Below are 16848 nucleotides of genomic sequence, written 5' to 3' on the forward strand. Positions count from 1 at the left end.
TTGGCGGAAGCGGGGCGCGTGCATGCCGAAGCAGTCAGGACCGGGCATCCCATTTATTCGTTTGCAGTGATTGGATATCGCTCAAAAGAATTTGAGAACATCGATAACGAAAGCGGCTATTCAGAGGAATCGCCTTTTGGTCTTCTGAAGAGGATGGATAGAAAGATAGCGGCCCTTGATGTGGATGACCAAGATTGCATGATGTTCTATCATCACGTTGAAGAAGTCAAAAAAGTTGATTACCGGTTTTTCAAGCTCCATACCCAGATTGGAATGGCGTCACGGAAAGCAAGTCCTACAGGCTGTATGTCAGAGATCTGGAGCGCGGTGTGCGAACGCATGTCGTATATGGGAGAAAGGCTTGTACAAGGGCGACATGCCTAGGGTAGGGTCAGGTCTTCGTGTGGTGAGAAGCAAGGCCATGTTTGATCTTGTCGGGCAAGCTATCGAGCAAGGGAAAGCACTGGGGATGCTGTACTCTTTGGAGAATTCGCCTTGACAGGTCAGCATATTCACCAGTTTGCACGGCGGCTTTGGGGTATTAATCGGAGCCTTACAGGGGAAGGCGTCAGAGAGACGCTGCGAATAATCAAGGGCATTCTTCCGGATCTTGAGATCCATGAGGTTCCAAGCGGGACACGGGTCTTTGACTGGACGATTCCAAAAGAGTGGAGGGTCCGGAAGGCTTATATTATAGACCCGAGTGGTAAGAAGCTTTGCGACTTCAGCTCAAACAATCTGCACCTTGTCGGATACAGTATCCCGATAAAGCAGAAGATCAGTCTTGAGGACCTGCAGAAGCATTTATACTCCCTTCCAGAGCAGCCAACGGCCATACCTTATATTACGTCGTACTACACGGAACATTGGGGGTTTTGTTTGCCGCAGATCCTGCGTGATACTCTTGTTGATGGTGAGTATGAGGTTGTTATTGACACAGAACTTTTTGATGGATCCCTGACATACGGGGAAGTGTTACTGAAAGGTCGCTCCAAGGAAGAAGTGTTGTTGTCAACGTACGTTTGTCATCCTTCAATGGCAAACAATGAACTCTCCGGTCCAACCGTTACGACGTATATTGCGAAGTGGTTGAAAGAGAGGGAGCAGAACGCATTCAGTTACCGTATTGTTTTCATACCGGAAACAATAGGATCCATTTGTTATGTCAGCCGGAATCTCGACAGTTTGAAGTCCAGGGTTTTTGCTGGTTTCAATGTGACATGCGTTGGTGATGACCGTACCTATTCCTATCTTCCGTCACGCCATGGAGACACCATCAGCGATCGTGTTGCGAAGCATGTTCTGAAGCATATATGCCCTGAATACAAAGTTTATACATGGAGTGACAGGGGGAGTGACGAGAGGCAGTATTGCGCCCCTGGCGTGGATTTGCCTGTGGCCTCGATTATGAGGACAAAATACGCGGAGTATGACGAGTACCATACGTCGCTGGATGATCTGGATCACGTCGTCACCCCCGAAGGACTTGAGGGCGGATACAATGCCCTTTTGCGGGCTATTGAGGCTATCGAGCGGAATTGTTACCCCAAGGTCAAGGTACTCTGTGAGCCGCAGTTGGGAAAGAGGGGGCTGTATCCGACATTATCAACGAAGTCGAGTGGCCTGGAGGTGCGCTTGATGATGGATCTGATTACCTGGTCCGATGGCACACGATCCCTGCTTGAAATTGCAGATCTGTGCAGGGTGCCAATATGGGACCTGTATCCGCTTGTTGACAAGCTGTCTGGTCATGGTCTTCTTGATGTTATGGATGGCCCGCTACCCTTGCAGGTTTGAGTTCTTACCCTTCTTCCGGCGCAGTGATCCCGCCCGCTCCTGATTTCCCCACGCCGTGTCATTTTGTCTTTGTCGTTGGGGGCATGGGTTGACTTTGCAGGGCAGGCGGGTGATTCCTTCAGGGAAAGACAGGGAGTATGCGGTGTGGCTGGATCTGATGGAACTGTTATTCGGGAAGCAACCCTGATCGATGCAGATGCATTGGGCCTTATACACAGGATTGGTTTGCAGGCTGCTGTTCCTTGGGGAATGCCGCCAACAGCCTTGGTTCTGTCGGCCGGTGACCGTGCGGCAGAATGGCGTGAATGGCTGAAGGCCCGCGCAACAACGCGCAATGGCGGCCAGGCTATGGTAGCGGATTCCATGCATGGTCCTGTCGGTTTTATCTGCGTTGCTCCCGGCCATCCTCCCGGTGTGCCCGAGCACTGGTTGATCAGTCACTTCACGGTACTGGGTGCGCATCAGAAGCAGGGCCTTGGGCGTCAGCTGTTGAAGGCGGCTTTGGAAAAGGTGGCGCGCGGGCGCGGTGTAAGGGCGGATCTGTTCGTTCCCTCTGGTGCTCCCTGGGCTGCGGCAGTCGAGCATATGGGGGGACTGCCCGGTGGTGCAGAGCCTTTGGTGCGGGCAGGGATGTCATTTATGGCAGAGCGGTACAGCTTCTCTGTGCTCTCTGCGTAAGTCAGGCGGACTTGGCGGTGCCGTTCGTTCCTTCGATGCACGGGCACAGTGCACCATGCAGGCCGGTGCCCGGACAATAATCAGGAAGATATAATGGCAGCTTTTGATTACGATCTTGTAACGCTTGGTGCCGGATCCGGTGGTGTTCGGGCATCCCGTCTTGCCGGTGGGTATGGAGCCCGTGTTGCCGTGATCGAGGAAAGCCGGGTTGGCGGAACCTGTGTCGTCCGCGGCTGTGTTCCCAAGAAACTGCTGATCTATGGGGCCGAGTTTGCCCGTTCCTTTCAGGATGCACGTGGATATGGCTGGAATGTTGGTGATGTCCATCTTGACTGGCCGGCGCTTGTGGCGAGCAAGAACCGAGAACTTGATCGCCTGGAGACAGTCTACCGCAATACGCTGAAGTCAAATCATGTCGAGCTGGTAGAGGGGCGAGGCAGGCTTGTTGATCCGCATACGGTTGAGGTCAATGGTCGCCGTATGACGGCACAGAGAATACTGGTCGCTGTTGGTGGGTGGCCTGTCCTGCCGGATATCCCGGGTGTCGAGCATGCCATAACATCCAACGAGGCGCTGGATTTGCTCCGCTTGCCGGACAGCATTGTGATTGTCGGGGGGGGCTTCATTGCGGTGGAATTCGCTGGCCTCTTCCGTGCCTTGGGATGCGCGGTGACCTTGGTTATCCGGGCCGACAATATTCTGCGTGGTTTCGATCAGGATATCCGCGAGCACCTGGTTGCCGAACTTGAACATCAGGGTATTACGGTCTGTCGCAAGAGTCAGGTGCAATCTATCCGTTGCGAGAAGGATGATCGCCGGATGGTAACGTTGCAGGATGGCCGGGTCTTGGTCTGTGAGCAGGTTATGTACGCAACGGGTCGAGCCCCCAACACGGCGGGTCTGGGGCTGGAAGAAGCCGGGGTTGCGCTGGATCCCCGAACCGGTGCGGTACAGGTTGATGCCTGGTCCCGGACCAGTATCAGCAGCATATGGGCCGTGGGTGATGTGACAAACCGTATCAACCTGACCCCGGTTGCAATCCGGGAAGGCGCCTGTTTTGCTGAAACTGAATTCAACAACAACCCCATGACTCCGGACCATGAAAACGTGGCCTCAGCTGTTTTCAGCCAGCCCGCCGTCGGTACGGTTGGCCTGACCGAAGAGCAGGCGCGTGCCCGTGGCCCGGTTGATGTGTATGTGACCCGCTTTCGTCCGATGAAAAATACCCTTTCAGGGCGCGAGGAACGCACCATGATGAAGCTTCTGGTCGATCGGGCAACCCAGATTGTGATCGGGGCCCATATGGTTGGTCCTGATGCGCCGGAGATCATCCAGGTGCTCGCTATCGCCGTAAAGGCCGGCCTGACCAAGAAGGACTTTGATGCGACGGTTGGTATTCATCCCACAGCAGCAGAAGAATTTGTAACCCTGCGTACACCACGGCCTGACCCAGTATCCGTGTGATTTGTTATAAGTACACGTCTTGATGCAAAGGGAATCCTGTTTCAGTGGTGTATTCTTTGCCCCAATGCGTTGCTCTGCAGACCGTTGCTCCGGGCCCATAAAAAGGGTGGCGAGGTAACCGGCTGACTTTTTTGCCTGCTTTTGGTCTGTTGGCTTGCGTCTGTATGCGGATGGAGCCTATATCTCGGACTCCCTGTTGTTTTTGTCAGAGTCTTTTTCTCTGTCTGCTTTAAGAAGGATGATGGTGTTATGTCTGGAAAATGGACCCCCGAAAGCTGGAGGAGCATTGTGCACTCGGCAGTAGAGGCGGGGTGGCCATTTGAGACATTCCAGATGCCGACCTATCCTGATCCACAGAAGCTTCAAGCTGTAGAAGATTCCTTGCGGGGCCTGCCGCCTCTGGTTTTTGCCGGGGAAGCTCGTCGTCTGCGCAGTGCCTTGGCCGAGGTCGCTGAAGGGCGGGCCTTTATGCTCCAGGGCGGTGATTGCGCGGAAAGCTTCTCGGAGTTCCGGGCTGATTCGATCCGCGATACCTTCCGTGTTATTCTGCAAATGGCGATTGTCCTGACCTTCGGTGCATCGTGCCCGGTTGTGAAGGTTGGGCGCATGGCCGGCCAGTTTGCCAAGCCCCGGTCTGCTGCAACGGAAATGCAGGATGGCCAGGAGCTGCCCAGTTACCGGGGTGACATGATCAATGGCCCGGATTTTACCTTGCAGGACCGTACGCCGGATCCGCAGCGCATGATGCAGGTTTACAACCAGTCTGCAGCGACCCTGAACCTGTTGCGTGCCTTTGCAGAAGGTGGTTACGCCGATCTGCACAAGGTTCATCAGTGGACATTAGGCTTTGTCAATGGCTCTGAACAGGTGGCTCGTTACCAGGAAATGGCAGACCGTATCCAGGAAGCCCTGTGCTTCATGGATGCATGCGGCCTGACGGGGGAGCGTGTACCCCAGTTGCGCAAGACGGACTTCTACACATCACACGAGGCGCTTCTGCTGCCCTATGAGCAGGCACTGACCCGTGTGGACTCCACAACAGGGGACTGGTACTGCTGTTCCGCCCATCTGCTGTGGATTGGCGAGCGTACCCGCGATCCCGAAGGGCCGCATGTGGAGTTTCTGCGCGGCGTCCAGAATCCGGTGGCTGTCAAGGTTGGTCCGGGGACAACGCCGGACGTGCTCCTGCGGCTGTGTGATATTCTCAATCCCGCTAACGAGGCGGGGCGCCTGACCCTGATTACCCGTATGGGGGCAGAGGCTCTGGGGGCGCGTCTGCCTGCCCTGATCCGTGCTGTGCAACGCGAGGGGCGCAAGGTTGTGTGGTCTTGCGATCCGATGCATGCCAACACCCACAAGGCTGCCAATGGCTACAAGACCCGTTGTTTCGACCGCATCTTGGCCGAGGTGCGGACATTCTTCGCCGTCCATCGGGCTGAAGGCAGCCATGCCGGGGCTTTGCACCTGGAACTGACCGGGCGTGATGTGACGGAGTGTATCGGCGGATCCCAGGCTATTACCGAAGCTAGGCTGGGGGATGCCTATCATACCTTTTGTGATCCCCGCCTGAATGCGGCCCAGTCTTTGGACCTTGCCTTCCTGGTCGCCCAGGCCCTGAAGGAGGAGCGACGGGGGCAGCCATTGTCCGGGTTCGCCGTGGGAGCCTGATCGGTCGCGTTGTTTGTTCTGCTTTGGTCTGGGGCGCAAAGGATATCATCTTGGAAGGATTGCTGGACAGGTTTCCCCCTTCGCCTGATTCTGTTCGGGCGTGGACCGACGCGTATTTTGCCCGTACCCGGAACATTATTGAGCGGTTTGGTGATATTGATGTCACCTATGCTGTTTTCTTGCGCCGCCCGGTTCTGGCTGCAACGCGCATGGCGCGTGAGTGGCTGGAGGCTGTTGTTTCCAAAGACGGGCCGGGTGTGTGTGTTGAGGAACCCTTTGCGGAAGGGGACCGTGTTGGTGCGGGGGAGCCGCTTCTTTTTGTGACCGGTCGTTTCTCTGTTCTGGTCGAGCTGGAAACACTGTTGTTACAGAAACTGGGCGCTGCCTGCGTTGCCGCCTGGCAGGCCGAAGCCATGTGCAGCGAGCTGCCTCATGTTGATTTTCTGGCCATGGATGCACGGCATTGTGCTGGAACCGAGATGGCTGCCCTGATGGCCTATGCGGCCTCTGTTGGCTCTGCTGCTGCCCGCAAGAGGGCTGGTGCGCGTGGTTTTACGGGCAATGCCACAGATGCGACAGCGCACTGGTTTGGCCGTAGTGAGGGTATGGGGACCATGCCGCATGCCTTGATTGGCTATGCCGGGTCAACGGTGCAGGCCGCCAGGATGTATCATGAAACGTTCCCTGATGATCCTCTAATAGTCTTGGTGGATTACTTCGGGCAGGAAGTGGATGACGCTCTTGAGGTATGCCGTACTTTCCCGGATCTGGCCGTGGCGGGGCGCCTTGCCGTGCGTCTGGATACGCATGGCGGGCGTTTTCTGCAAGGGCTTGATCCTCAATCCAGCTATGCTGTTCTGGATCAACATGCTCCTCAGGCCATTCGCGGTTATCGTACGGATCGGGAGCTGAAGCATCTGATTGGAACGGGCGTATCGGCGGCAGCTATATGGCACGTGCGTGATTGCCTGGACAAGGCAGGTTTCCCCGGTGTGCGGATTGTGGCCTCATCGGGTTTTACTCCGGAGAAGTGCCGTGTTATCGGGTATGCTCGGGCGCCGGTGGATGTGATTGGAACAGGCAGTTTCCTACCGGATTCCTGGCAGGAGACCTATGCAACGGCTGATATTATTGCCTATGGAGGGGAACCCAGGGTGAAGGTTGGCCGTGAATTTCTGCTGCGCCGTTCATGTTAACTGTATGCGGCTTGGTAATCGTTCCTTTCATATCTTTTTACCTGCGGCTTGGTGTGTTCTGTCGTCTTGCGCGTTGACAGGGGTCTGTCTCCATCCTAGCTTGCCGGACTTCGCTGGTTTTGATATCGCAGAATGATCATGGTGATGGCTGATACCCTGAAGCTGGCGCTGGCGCAGCTCAATCCGACTGTTGGTGCCATCCGGGCCAATGCGGCACTGGTTCGGGATGCCAGAGACAAAGCTGCGGCAGAAGGAGCCAATCTTCTGATAACCGGTGAGCTGGTCCTGTGTGGATACCCGCCCGAGGATTTGGTATATCGCCCGGCCTTCCTGGATATGATAGAGAGTGAGCTTCAGGCTCTTGCCGCCCTCACAGCGGATGGTGGACCCGCCCTTCTGGTCGGCGCTCCTTGGCGGCAGAGCGGTGCACTTTACAACGCGGCCTTGGTTCTGGATGGGGGGGTGATTCAGGGTGTTATTCTGAAGCATCACCTGCCGAACTATGGCGTTTTTGACGAGGTACGGGTTTTTTCTGCAGGCTCTCTGCCGCAGCCGGTCACGGTGCGTGGTGTTCGCATGGGGGTGATGGTTTGTGAGGATATGTGGTTCCCGGATGTGTCACGCTCTCTTGCCCTTAACGGGGCAGAGCTGCTGGTGGTGCTCAACGGTTCTCCGTGGGAACTGGACAAAATTGCCGAAAGGCAGCAGCACGCCGCGGCCCGCGTGGGCGAAACCGGTTTGGCTTTGGTTTATGTCAACCAGGTAGGTGGTCAGGATGAATTGGTGTTTGATGGATCTTCCTTCGTTCTCGGGTGCGATGCTGCCGTGTGCCATGCCGCGCCGCCGTGGGATGAAGGCGTCACATTTTGCACGTGGTCGCGCCGAAATGCGCGATGGTGGCCGGACGGGGGGGCGTCGTTCCCTGCCGCGTATCCGCGGCGGGAAGAATATATCTACCGGGCTTTGGTTCTTGGCTTGCGCGACTACGTAACCAAAAATGCGTTTCCCGGCGTTCTGCTGGGACTTTCGGGGGGCATTGACAGTGCCCTGTCGGCCGCAATCGCGGTGGATGCGCTGGGTGCCGACCGTGTCTGGTGTGTGATGATGCCGTCGGTCTATACGTCGCGCGAAAGTCTGGATGATGCTGCCGAGGTTGCGCGTCTGTTGGGGTGCCGTCTTGATACCATTCCCATTGCTCCGGCTGTTGATGCGTGGGATCAGATGCTGGCTCCTCTCTTTTCCGGTCATCTGCCCGATATTACCGAAGAAAATTTGCAGTCCCGCACGCGGGGTGTGATCCTGATGGGGCTTTCCAACAAATTTGGCCCGATGGTTCTGTCAACGGGCAACAAGTCCGAGATGAGCACCGGGTATGCGACCCTGTACGGTGATATGTGCGGCGGGTATTCTGTTTTGAAGGATATCTACAAGACCACGGTCTTTGCTGTATCGGAATGGCGCAATATCCGTTGCCCGCAGGGGCTTCTTGGGCCGGCCGGGCCTGTCATGCCGCGGCGGGTCATTGACAAGCCACCCACGGCGGAACTGCGCCACGACCAGAAAGATGAAGACAGTTTGCCCCCATATCCGGTGCTGGATTCTATCTTGGAGAAACTGATTGAGGAGCGCAAAAGCGTTTCGGCTGTTGCGGCAGAAACAGGCTACCCTCAGGCCGAGGTTGAAAGGGTATGGGTGCTGTTGAATCGTGCGGAATACAAGCGTCGTCAAGCCCCGCCCGGTGTCAAGATCACCCGTTGTGCATTCGGGCGCGAGCGCCGCTATCCGTTGACCAATGCTTTTGTAAAACTGGCCTGAGGTTATCCGGGCTTTCTGGAAAACATACTGAATGTCTGTTCGTGTTCGCTTTGCTCCTTCCCCCACCGGTGCCCTTCATATGGGCAATATCCGTCTGGCTGTTATTAATTTCCTGCTTGCGGGCGGTGATCCGGAGCGCTTTGTTCTGCGCTATGATGATACAGACCGGGAGCGTTCCAGGCCTGAATTCATCGAAGGCATAGCCCGTGACCTGCGCTGGTTGGGCATTGAATGGGGGCAGGAGTTTTTCCAGTCGCGTCGGCTTGATCTGTATATGCAGGCGCGGGACCGCCTGATTGCCGATGGTCGCCTGTATCCTTGTTACGAGACACCCGAAGAACTGGAATATATGCGCAACCGGCAGCGTGCACGGGGCTTGCCTCCTGTTTATGACCGCTCGGCATTGGCGCTGACATCGGAGCAGAAGGAAACCCTGGAGCAACAGGGACGGCGCCCGCACTGGCGATTCCGGCTCGATCCCGGAGAGATACGCTGGACGGACCTGGTTCGTGGTGAGTGTGTTTATAACGCAGCCCACTTGGCCGATCCGGTTGTGATACGGGAAGATGGCAGCTTTTTATATTTGTTGCCGTCGGTTGTTGACGATGTTGCGATGGGCATAACCCATGTTGTGCGGGGTGAGGATCACGTAACCAATACGGCGGTCCAGATCCAGATGTTCCATGCCTTGGGGGGAAGTCTGCCGGCGTTTGCCCATCTTCCCCTGTTGGTTGGAGCGGATGGGCACAAGCTGTCCAAGCGCAGCGGCAGTTTGTCTGTGGCGGAGTTGCGTGACAAGGGGGTTGAGCCACTGGCTGTCCATGCCCTTTTGGCGCGTCTTGGCTCTTCAGGTGCGGTGGAGCCGGTTCAGGATGTGCAGGTTCTGATCCGGGATTTTGATCTCGGGCGCTTTGGGCGTGGTACCCCGAGGCTGGATGAAGCCGATTTGATGCGTCTGACAGAAAAACTGGTCCATGGCATGGGCTGGGATCAGGTTGCCCAACGCCTTCGGTCCCTGGGTTGTGATCTGGCCGACGAGTCCTTCTGGTTGGCTGTTCGTCCTAACGTGCAGACGGTTGCCGATACCCTGCCGTGGTACCGTATTTTACATGGCCCAATGGTTCCTGTTTGCGAAGATCCAGCTTTCCTGGTCGAAGCTGCTTCCTTGCTTCCGCCAGAGCCATGGGACGAGCAGACCTGGAAGCAGTGGACAGGGGTTGTGTCCACGCAAACCGGGCGAAAAGGCAAAGCCTTGTTCATGCCACTGCGCTTGGCCCTGACCGGTTTAGATCATGGTCCGGAGCTTAAGATTCTTCTACCCTTGCTTGGGCGTGGTCGCGTTCTGCAGCGGCTGGGGGGTGCTGCCTAACTCTGGAGATTCCAGAGCATGCGCAGGCTTGTCACGAAAAGAAACAGGGCAAAGACTTGGCGCAGTCTGTGTGGTTTGACCGTATGTGAAACCCGTGCCCCCCATGGGGCAAAGCAGGCGCTGAGTGGTGCAAGAACCAGTGCGCCGGGCAGGCTTATGTAGCCCAGCGACCAGGGGGGGCGCCCGGGGGTATCCATTCCGGCCATGGCGAACCCGACCGCGCCGGGAATCCCTATCGCCAGACCAAGTGCACTGGCCGTTGCAACAGCGCGGTGTATGGGGACAGAGAAAGCTGTCATGGCCGGCACGCTTAATGTTGCTCCGCCAATGCCCATCAATGTGGCAAGTGTGCCGATCAGGGTGCCTAGGCAGAGTTGCCCCAAAGTTCCCGGCATCCGGATGGTGAAAGAAGGTCCTGACGGGCCGAGGGCCATGTGGAGGGCGACCAGAAGAGCTGTAACCGAGAACACGGTAGTCAGGACGTATCCCTTGACTGATGCTGCTATGATACCTGCCAGAACAGAGCCTGCGACAATGCCGGGTGCCCATGTCTTCAGCAGGTCTGCATCGATGGCATGACGACGGTAGTGCGACCATGATGATGACAGGGCCGTCGGGACAATGACGGCCAAGGACGTTCCAACAGCCATGTGCATCCGTATACTGTCATCAATGCCCGGGGTTGCCAGCAGGTGGAACAGGGCAGGGACCATGATGATCCCACCGCCAACCCCCAGAAGCCCTGCCAGAAATCCGGCAGCAATGCCGGTTCCGACAAAACCGGCAGCAAGGATGAGAATGCTGAGTGTTGTATCGGTGCTCACCGTATTGGTCCATGCCATGTGCAGGGCCAGCCAAGATGAGCCACATTCATGGGGCTGTCAAAGTGATGGGTTCCCTTCGGGCAAGAGATTATGTCTTGGTAACACAAAGGGGGGGGCTGTTTTATGGATTTGGAACCAGCCGTTTGTCGTGAGGGGTCCTTGTTTCGTGCCTGTTGGCGTTGCCTGCCGTTGTAATGTGTGTGCTTTCCGTAATGCCGGAGCATTCCAGGATACGATGGCCCGTGCGGGCCTCAAAGTCATGGAACATGTGGTCCGGCAGGGAACCTGTGTCAGACAGGAACAGGCGGATATTCTGGGTGGATACGCGACCCAGCCCGGATTTTTGCAACAGCTTCTCGTAGGAAGATGGTGTTCCCGTGAAGATGGTGCAGCGGGGTAGGCTGGCCAGAACGGTGTCTACGTTGAAGGAGGGAAGCCATATCATGCTTGCCCCCGCAAGCAAGGCGCAATGGCACCCGATAGACAGGCCATAAGCCTGAAACATGGGTACGGTATGCAGAACGATATCCTGATCTGTGATATGCCACGCCTGTATGATGTTCTGCGCCACGGACAGTAGATTGCCATGGGATAGCAAGGAGCCACTCTGCTGTCCTTTGGCGTCAGAACGATACGGTATGACTGCCGGGTCATCGGGATGACATTCCACGATCGGGAACTGATCTGATCCTTTGCTGCCATGAATGGCAAAAGTTCCGTTGTGATGTGTCCCCAAAGTCAGCACATGATGAATATCGAAGCGCTGCGCCAAGGCATGAAAGTGCTCTTCCTGTTCCGGTTCGACGATCAGGACCTGTGGTCTGGTGTCATGCAGATATGGTCCAGTGCCTGCCCCTCATGATCCGGGTTGATGGGGATAAAGACCACGCCCGCCCTCAGGCAGGCCAGATGAAGCAACAGAAGCTCGGGTGATTTTTGTACCCGTACGGCGATACGGTCACCTTTTTGCAGGTCAAGCCGGTACAGGCTGTCTGCATAGCGGGCCGACCATTCTGCTGCCATGGTCCAGGTGATGGTTCGACCACCGGGTGTATCCAGCAGAATACGATTCCCGTTGGCAGGTGATCGCGCGTATATGCTGGCGTAAAAAGAGCCTGTCATGAATCTTCTGCCTTTCCCCATGTGATGTCTGTTCTTTGTGCCCCCCGGCATCACATCCTATTTTACCTGGTTTCCTGGATCTGTCAGGTTTTTGGTATTGTCGATTATCTCTGCTTGGTCGTGGCGCCATGTGTGCGGCGGGATTTTCATGCTACGGTGACCAGAAAGGAAATCACGGAGCTGAAGTCCGTATTCATCCGGGTTCAGTCTGTGCATGGGGATGGGGGATCGCATGCGTGTTCTGGTTCTTGGCGCCGGTGTGATCGGTGTTACAACAGCGTGGTACTTGTCTCGTGCCGGCCATGAGGTAGAGGTTCTTGACCGCCAGAAGGGGAGTGCCCTGGAGGCCAGCTATGCCAATGCAGGGGAAATATCACCGGGCTATGCCTCTCCGTGGGCGGCACCGGGCATTCCTCTCAAGGCCCTGTCATGGCTGTTCTCACGGCATGCGCCCCTGGTTCTCCACCCTGCTGTTGATCCGGACATGGTTGTCTGGATGGCGCGTGCCTTGGCCAACTGCAATCCTTCTTCTTATGAGATCAACAAGGCCCGTATGGTGCGTATCGCCGAATACTCGCGGGATCTTCTGAAGGCGCTGCGGGCAGAAACCGCGATTACGTATGACGAACGTATGCTTGGAACCTTGCAGATTTTCCGTACGCAGGCTCAACTGGATGAGGCTTCCCGCGATTGTCGTGTTCTTGAACGCCATGGTGTGCGCCATGACATTCTGGATCAGGCCGGCTGTATCGCGGTTGAACCCGGGTTGGCACCCGTTCAGCACAAGATTGTCGGTGGTTTGCGCTTGCCCGGAGATGAAACTGGTGACTGTCTGAAATTTACCCGGTCCCTTGCCGCCATGGCAGCCGATGCGGGTGTTGTTTTTCGTCATGGTGTGACGGTCAATGCCTTGCAGGTGGATGCGACGCGGGTTACGGGCGTCCTGACATCCGAAGGCTTGACTATGGCTGATGCCTTTGTGCTGGCTTTGGGGAGTTCATCGCCTCTTGTCGCCCGCGAGATTGGTATTTATCTGCCGATAGCCCCTGTAAAAGGGTATTCCATCACCTTGCCTGTACTCAACGAGGATGTTGCGCCGCGCTCCACCATTATGGATGAGACATACAAGGTGGCGGTGACCCGTTTGGGGGATCGTATCCGTGCTGCGGGAACGGCAGAACTGGCTGGCTATGATTTGACGCTTTCTCCGCGCCGTGTTCGTACGATCCGGCATGTGGTGCGGGATTTGTTCCCTGATGCCGGCATGGTGGACTATGCAGATGCCTGGTGCGGCCTGCGTCCGATGACGCCTGACGGAACCCCTGTTCTGGGTGGATGCCGGTATGGCAACATGTGGATCAACACCGGACACGGAACCTTGGGCTGGACCATGGCCTGTGGCTCGGCGCGGATTACGGCAGACCTTGTCAGCGGACGTTCCCCGGATATTGATATGGATGGTCTCAGTATTGCCCGTTACGGGGAACCGGACCGCTCGGTCTGATCAGGTGGCTGTATCGAGGGCCTTCAAGGCTGCAAGGGCACGATCGCGCGCACGTCCATGATTGACAATAGGGGGTGGGTAGGCACTGCGCACAAACAGGTCGTCGGGATCAACAGGGTGCTGGACAGACTGTGTGCTCCGGGTTCGTAACTCGGGAATCCAGCGGCGCACATACGTACCGGCAGGATCGAATTTTTCACCCTGTAGGACCGGATTGAAAATACGGAAGAACGGAGCCGCATCGGCGCCACAGCCAGCTACCCACTGCCAGTTGCCCGGATTATTGGCAGGGCAGGCATCCACCAGCGTATCCCAGAACCAGTCTTCCCCCTTTTGCCACGGCACCAGCAGATCTTTCACCAGAAAGGAGCCAACGATCATGCGTACGCGGTTATGCATCCAGCCTGTGTGCCATAGCTCCCGCATGCCGGCATCCACAATAGGGTAGCCGGTCTGGCCACGACACCAGAGCCGGAATGCTTTTGGGGCATCCTGCCAGGGGAATCGGCGGAATTCCGGTCGCAGCGGTTCTGTATGCAGGGACGGGTGCTGGAACAGGATGTGATGATTGAATTCCCGCCATCCGACTTCTGAAAGGAACTTCAGGCCTTTCTCGCCCACAGCTCCCAGCGTTGCATCCCATATCCGGCGGACAGAAATTTCCCCGAACCGCAAATGGGCCGACAGGCGCGATGTTGCCGCCCGGTCCGGAAAGTCACGGCCCGTGGCATAGTCATCGATGATACCATCCAGAAAATGCCCGAGGCGTTGGAAAGCGCCGTCTTCTCCCGGTTCCCAAGTATCCCGCAGCCCTTGTGTCCAGTCCGGTCCTGATGTGGGGAGAAGGCCGAAATCCTGCAGGTTTGAACCGCTTGTACGGGAGACGTGTGCAGGCCGTATCTGCGATGGTACGTCCAGCGGTTTGTGTGGTGGGTGGAGTGTTGACAGTGTCTTCCAGAATGGTGTGAAGACACGGAACCGCCCTCCGGCCTTGTTACGTACAGCCCCTGGATCAGCCACCAAGCCGGAGCGTGTCATGATGCCCTGTATGGAACGGGACTTCAGGGCGTCCTGTACTGCGTTGTCCTGTGCCGTCATCCACGGTGTGTGGCCTTGATTCCAGAAAACCGCACTGGCATTCAACGCTTTGGCAAGTGAGGGAATTTCTGTCGCGCTACTGCCGTGGCGAAATATCAATGTCACGCCATGGCAGGCAAGCTGGTCTGTCAGGCTTTTCAGGCTGTGATGCAGCCACCAGCGTGATGCGGCCCCAAGCGGGCGGCCGTCACTATCCGGATCCAGAACAAAGACTCCTGCGACAGGGGCTCCACTTTCGATGGCGGCAACAAGGGCGGGATGATCATCCAGGCGCAGGTCATAGCGAAACCAGACCAGGGCAGGGGAATGCGTGTTCATGGAGAGATCCATCGTGACGGGAACGTGCGGCTGGTAATGATATATAGCTCTTATCCGGCTGTTTGTGGCGGGGTCATATTACCGCGAAGCATACGGATTGTATGAGAGAGGCTGGCTTGATCATAAGGTTCGGGGCGGACAACACCCCATACAGGATCGGGCCATGCCGGGTCATCGTGAAAACGGGCAATCACATGTACGTGCAGCTGGGGCACCTGGTTCCCCAATGCGGCTACGTTGATCTTGTCCGCCTTGGTTGCATCTTCCAGCAGACGTGCTGCCAGCGCCATTTCATGGACCAGGCGGGTACGATCCTCCGGTGACAGATGGTGCAGCTCACGGACATCTTCCCGCTGGGGGACCAGGATCAGCCAAGGGTACGTACGATCATTCATCAGCAGAACCCGGCTCAGGGGCCAGACCGCAATCTCAACGGTATCGGCTTCAAGGCGGGGGTGCAGCCTGAACATTGCGCGCTCTTTCCTGGTGCTGTGACAGTGCACCCCATGCTGCCCTAATGAGGTTGTTTTGTCACGGGAAAGCCTGCAAAACAATTCTGTATGCCCATGGTCCTGGATGCTGGAATGAGGAACCCCCGCCATTCCTGAAGACCCTGGGGGAGAGATGGGTCTCAGGCTTGGCGGGGGTGGGCAGAAGGTTTTACCCCTCTGCCGGTGTTTCAGTGCACCGCTGGTCCGGGTGCGTATGTCTCTATCATCTTGACCTGACTATCCAGTCCGACCAGGGACAGCAGGCCTCTTGGCTGACCGGGCGGGCACAGGAGTGTCAGTGCCCGACCACTGGAAACCAGGCGTTGGTTCAGCGCGATGATCAACCCGATTGCGGCGGCGTCGATGACCGCTACGCTGCTCAGATCAAGGGTTACGTCCTGCTTTGCGTCTTGGCTGATGTCTATAAACACCGGCAGAACGCTGTCCAGGGTCGAGAGGGTTAGGTCACCCATGACAACAGCAATAATGTCTTGGTGGCTGTTGAGTAGGGTAACGGACATCTCTCTGTACTCCTTCATCGGCTTACCCATGTCAGAGCAAGCCCGATGCCAGGATTAGGGAGGCTTTTATATCAAGGTATTATTGTTTTATGTGTGCTGATGTCCCTGCTGCATTCGCAGGTTGCGACGCGCTTCGGGGCCTGTTTTGCGGGATATGGGGTCATTCAGGCAAAAAGCCCCATGACGGCGGTGCCGCCGAAAAGGATAAGTCCGGAAAAAATTATAAGGGCGATTAATGACAGGCACCATGCAATCAGAAGAACAATCCCGTCACGCTCAAAAAGCCCAAGCCCCAGCAGGCAGAGGATGATTCCTAAAGGGATATTGGTAAAGGGAACCGGGAGGAGAAGAAGGACAGACACAATAACCATCATAAGGCCTGTCAATCTTTCTCCTGCGGTTGATGAGAGCCATGGCAAACGATAGCGCAGGATTTTTTCAACTTTCTTCATTCTGGGTAGAATGACAGCAAGTGACTTTTTCCATGTCTCAAGGTCAATCGATTGGCGGCTTAGAATAGCCGGAAGCCATGGTCTTTTCTGTCCGGCTGCCAGTTGCAGACTTATAACCAGCAGGGGAGCCCCGAACACAAGGCCAAAACCCGGTATCGGCATAGGAATGAGGCAGGGAAATGCCAGGGCCAGAACGATGACACCCCATGCCCGGTCATCAAGAACCCGTGTGATATCACCGATACAGATTCGTGAAGAACCAGCTGGTGGTGAAAGAGCTTCCAGAGCTTGGGAGGCTGGAATGTGGCGGTAGGAACGCGGCTGATCAAAGGACATGCAGAAACCTAGGTTATCGCAGTTCAGGTACGTTGTAGTGTGCTGCGCGATGGGAGACGGGAGAAAACAGAGCACGTTTTTACGGTATTCTTCAAGCCTGTGCATCTTATGAATACAATCTGTACAGCTTCTGTGAAACGAATTATCTCAACATAAAGAAAAATTTGCCTTCATGCATTTCATAAGCAGATCCTT

Annotated in this window: 14 protein-coding genes and 1 pseudogene; 9 read left to right on the plus strand and 6 right to left on the minus strand. The window is 56.3% G+C overall.

The genetic code is table 11. The annotated features are described in order from the left end of the window. The first annotated feature begins 18 nt into the window (after window positions 1–18). The 8 genes from HEQ61_RS00110 to gltX all read left to right on the plus strand — a co-directional run bounded on the left by HEQ61_RS00110 (window position 19) and on the right by gltX (window position 9987). Complete coding sequence (locus HEQ61_RS00110) at window positions 19–384, plus strand: AAC(3) family N-acetyltransferase (RefSeq protein WP_322099154.1); 366 nt, start codon at window positions 19–21, stop codon at window positions 382–384. Between the two features lie 111 nt (window positions 385–495). Beyond that, entirely contained in the window at window positions 496–1797 is a 1302-nt protein-coding gene (locus HEQ61_RS00115; RefSeq protein ID WP_168018538.1) for a DUF4910 domain-containing protein, read from the plus strand. Between the two features lie 144 nt (window positions 1798–1941). Beyond that, the gene (locus HEQ61_RS11125) at window positions 1942–2475 is read left to right on the plus strand and encodes a GNAT family N-acetyltransferase (RefSeq protein ID WP_168018539.1); all 534 of its coding nucleotides are present in this window, start codon (window positions 1942–1944) and stop codon (window positions 2473–2475) included. 93 nt (window positions 2476–2568) lie between these two features. After that, entirely contained in the window at window positions 2569–3939 is a 1371-nt protein-coding gene (gor, locus tag HEQ61_RS00125) for a glutathione-disulfide reductase (RefSeq protein ID WP_168018540.1), read from the plus strand. A gap of 249 nt (window positions 3940–4188) precedes the next feature. Continuing rightward, on the plus strand, window positions 4189–5607 hold the full coding sequence (locus tag HEQ61_RS00130) for a class II 3-deoxy-7-phosphoheptulonate synthase (protein ID WP_168018541.1): 1419 nt from the start codon (window positions 4189–4191) through the stop codon (window positions 5605–5607). A 50-nt stretch (window positions 5608–5657) separates the two neighbouring features. Further along, entirely contained in the window at window positions 5658–6803 is a 1146-nt protein-coding gene (locus tag HEQ61_RS00135; RefSeq protein ID WP_245183030.1) for a nicotinate phosphoribosyltransferase, read from the plus strand. Window positions 6804–6947: 144 nt separating this feature from the next. After that, entirely contained in the window at window positions 6948–8618 is a 1671-nt protein-coding gene (locus HEQ61_RS00140; protein WP_168018542.1) for an NAD+ synthase, read from the plus strand. 31 nt (window positions 8619–8649) lie between these two features. After that, window positions 8650–9987, plus strand: a complete 1338-nt coding sequence (gene gltX, locus HEQ61_RS00145) for a glutamate--tRNA ligase (RefSeq protein WP_168018544.1) — start codon at window positions 8650–8652, stop codon at window positions 9985–9987. Here the strand turns inward: gltX and HEQ61_RS00150 are convergent. Further along, window positions 9984–10811 carry a sulfite exporter TauE/SafE family protein gene (locus HEQ61_RS00150; RefSeq protein WP_322099155.1) on the minus strand — a complete coding sequence of 276 codons (828 nt, stop codon included), beginning with the start codon at window positions 10809–10811 and terminating at the stop codon, window positions 9984–9986. The genes gltX and HEQ61_RS00150 overlap by 4 nt on opposite strands. Before the next feature lie 121 nt (window positions 10812–10932). Continuing rightward, window positions 10933–11984: pseudogene (locus HEQ61_RS00155) on the minus strand (AMP-binding protein). 181 nt (window positions 11985–12165) lie between these two features. On the opposite strand from HEQ61_RS00155, the gene HEQ61_RS00165 reads away from it, so the two are divergent. Further along, window positions 12166–13437, plus strand: coding sequence for a D-amino acid dehydrogenase (locus tag HEQ61_RS00165; RefSeq protein ID WP_168018550.1), 1272 nt, complete (start codon window positions 12166–12168; stop codon window positions 13435–13437). On the opposite strand, the gene HEQ61_RS00170 is transcribed toward HEQ61_RS00165, so the two are convergent. From HEQ61_RS00170 to HEQ61_RS00185, 4 genes are all read right to left on the minus strand, one after another. Next, window positions 13438–14853, minus strand: a complete 1416-nt coding sequence (locus HEQ61_RS00170; protein WP_168018552.1) for a cryptochrome/photolyase family protein — start codon at window positions 14851–14853, stop codon at window positions 13438–13440. Window positions 14854–14903: 50 nt separating this feature from the next. Beyond that, a complete protein-coding gene (locus HEQ61_RS00175) occupies window positions 14904–15323 on the minus strand; it encodes an HIT domain-containing protein (protein ID WP_066135127.1) in 420 nt (139 codons plus the stop codon). A 209-nt stretch (window positions 15324–15532) separates the two neighbouring features. Then, complete coding sequence (locus HEQ61_RS00180; protein ID WP_066135129.1) at window positions 15533–15865, minus strand: lipid asymmetry maintenance protein MlaB; 333 nt, start codon at window positions 15863–15865, stop codon at window positions 15533–15535. 164 nt (window positions 15866–16029) lie between these two features. After that, the gene (locus HEQ61_RS00185; RefSeq protein WP_168018554.1) at window positions 16030–16653 is read right to left on the minus strand and encodes an exopolysaccharide biosynthesis protein; all 624 of its coding nucleotides are present in this window, start codon (window positions 16651–16653) and stop codon (window positions 16030–16032) included. Window positions 16654–16848 lie beyond the last annotated feature (195 nt).

It is taken from the genome of Haematospirillum sp. H4485 (assembly GCF_012102745.1).
Classification (GTDB): domain Bacteria; phylum Pseudomonadota; class Alphaproteobacteria; order Rhodospirillales; family Rhodospirillaceae; genus Haematospirillum.

Bases quoted from the DNA above. Each gene is read 5' to 3' on its own strand.
- HEQ61_RS00165 (WP_168018550.1), top strand. From the start codon at position 12,166: ATGCGTGTTCTGGTTCTTGGCGCCGGTGTGATCGGTGTTACAACAGCG.
- HEQ61_RS00130 (WP_168018541.1), top strand. From the start codon at position 4,189: ATGTCTGGAAAATGGACCCCCGAAAGCTGGAGGAGCATTGTGCACTCG.
- gltX (WP_168018544.1), top strand. From the start codon at position 8,650: ATGTCTGTTCGTGTTCGCTTTGCTCCTTCCCCCACCGGTGCCCTTCAT.
- HEQ61_RS00175 (WP_066135127.1), bottom strand. From the start codon at position 15,323: ATGTTCAGGCTGCACCCCCGCCTTGAAGCCGATACCGTTGAGATTGCG.
- gor (WP_168018540.1), top strand. From the start codon at position 2,569: ATGGCAGCTTTTGATTACGATCTTGTAACGCTTGGTGCCGGATCCGGT.
- HEQ61_RS00170 (WP_168018552.1), bottom strand. From the start codon at position 14,853: ATGAACACGCATTCCCCTGCCCTGGTCTGGTTTCGCTATGACCTGCGC.
- HEQ61_RS00140 (WP_168018542.1), top strand. From the start codon at position 6,948: ATGGCTGATACCCTGAAGCTGGCGCTGGCGCAGCTCAATCCGACTGTT.
- HEQ61_RS00180 (WP_066135129.1), bottom strand. From the start codon at position 15,865: ATGTCCGTTACCCTACTCAACAGCCACCAAGACATTATTGCTGTTGTC.
- HEQ61_RS00185 (WP_168018554.1), bottom strand. From the start codon at position 16,653: ATGTCCTTTGATCAGCCGCGTTCCTACCGCCACATTCCAGCCTCCCAA.